At 73.3% G+C, this 2105-nt stretch carries 1 pseudogene; it reads left to right on the forward strand.

Features of this window, described 5'->3' with window-relative positions:
* Nucleotides 1–2105 (forward strand): annotated as a pseudogene (locus tag V7053_RS18905) (helicase); the annotation flags it as partial.

Raw genomic sequence — 2105 nt, forward strand, 5'->3', positions numbered from 1 at the left:
GCCCAGGGCGTGTGGCAGATCTTCGACGAGGACCGGCCCGAGCACGCCGCCCAGCGCCGGGAGCTCAAGGAGCTGCTGAGCGAGCGCGAGTACCTCGCGGCGAAGCGGACGACCATCAACGCCCACTACACCGACGCCGCCTACGCCCAAGCTGTCTGGGGCACGCTGACCCGGCTCGGGTTCACCGAGGGCGAGGTCCTCGAGCCCGGCTCCGGGGCGGGGACGTTCATCGGCCTCGCCCCGGAGGGTGCGCGGATGACCGGGGTCGAGCTGGACCCGGTCACGGCAGGGATCGCCCAGAAGCTCTACCCCCACGCCGAGGTCCGCAACGAGTCGTTCGCGGACACCCGCTACCGTGCCGGGCACTTCGACGCCGTCGTGGGCAACGTGCCCTTCGCCGACCTCGTGCTCCACGACCCCAGGCACAACGCCGGCGGCCACTCGATGCACAACCACTTCATCATCAAGTCCCTGGCCCTGACCCGGCCCGGGGGAGTGGTCGCCGTGCTGTCCTCGTCGTTCACCCTGGACGCGGGGAATCCTGCCGCGCGGCGGGAGATGAACGCGATGGCCGACCTGATCGGCGCGGTCCGCCTGCCCACCGGGGCGCACCGCCGCGCCGCCGGCACGGAGGCGCTGACCGACCTGCTGGTCTTCCGCCGCCGCGAGCCCGGGCAGGAGCCGGCCAGCACGCTGTGGGAGACGGTGCACGCCAAGCGGATCGACGGGCAGGTCACCCGGGTCAATGCCTACTTCGACGAGCACCCCGAGCACCTGCTCGGGGACCTGCACGTCGGGCACGGCATGTACGGGGAAGCGACCCTGACCCTGACCACGCCCGACCTCGCCGCCGTCCCCGCGCGGCTCGAGGAGGCACTGGCCGGGATCGCGGACCGGGCCCTGGCCGAGGGCAGGGGCATGACCCCCCGGAGCGCCGAGCAGACCGCCGAGCGGGCAGCATGGATGCCTGCGGAGCGCGGCCTGTGGGAAGGCCACCTGACCCGCACCGACACCGGCTTCACCGTCGTCCAGGACGGCGCCCACATCGACTTCCCCGTCCCCGGGCTGACCGTCTCCGGATCGGCCGGGGCCCGGGTGAAGGCCGGCTCCCAGGCCGAGGAGCTCACTGCCCTGCTGGGCATCCGCGACGCGGCCCGGACCCTGCTGGAGCTGGAGGCCGCCGACGTCGACGACACCCCGGAGACCGACGCGGCACGCGAGACGCTGCGGACCCGCTACCGCGAGTACACGGCCGCTTACGGGCCGGTGAACAGGTTCAAGCTCACCCCCACCGGGCGGGTGGACGAGGACGGGGAACCGGTTATGAGCCGGCGGGTGCCGCTGGCGGTGGCCAAGTTCCGGCAGGACCCCTGGAGCCCGGTCGTTTTCGCCCTGGAGGAGTACGACGAGAGCACGGGCACCGCCAAGGAGGCCCCGCTGCTCTCGGCCCGGCAGGTAGCCCCGCGCCGGCCGGTGCTGGGAGCGGAGACGGCCGAGGACGCCCTCGCGATCACGCTGGACACCACCGGCGAGGTGGACCTGGCTACTGTCGCGCACCTGCTCGGCACCGACGAGGCCGACGCCCGGGCGCAGCTGGGCGACGCCGTCTACGAGGACCCCACGACGGGGGAGCTGGAGACCCGGGCCGCGTACCTGTCCGGCAACGTGCGGGCCAAGCTGCGCGAGGCGGAAGCCGCTGCCGAGCAGGACGGCCGGTTCACGGCCAACGTCTCGGCGCTGCGCGCCGTCCAGCCGGAGCCGCTGCGCATGGACGAGGTCGAGGCCCGCATCGGCGCGGTCTGGATCAGCCCGGCCGACCACCAGGCCTTCCTGCAGGAGATCCTCGCCGACCCGAGGGCGAGCGTCGTGGGGACGGGGTCGATGTGGGACGTGAAGGCCGGCCGCCACTCCCTGAAGGCCACGAGCGAGTGGGGCACCGGGCGGATGCCGGCCGGCGACATCTTCGCCCAGCTCCTAGAGCAGCGCTCCGTCCGCGTCACGGACGAGGTGGACGGGCGCCGGGTGCTGAACCAGGTCGAGACGGCCGCTGCGCAGGAGAAGGCCCAGGCCCTGCAGGAGCGCTTCAGCGAATGGGTCTGGGAGAA

The sequence above is a fragment of the Sinomonas sp. genome (assembly GCF_036848755.1).
In the GTDB taxonomy this organism is placed as follows: Bacteria; Actinomycetota; Actinomycetes; order Actinomycetales; family Micrococcaceae; genus Sinomonas.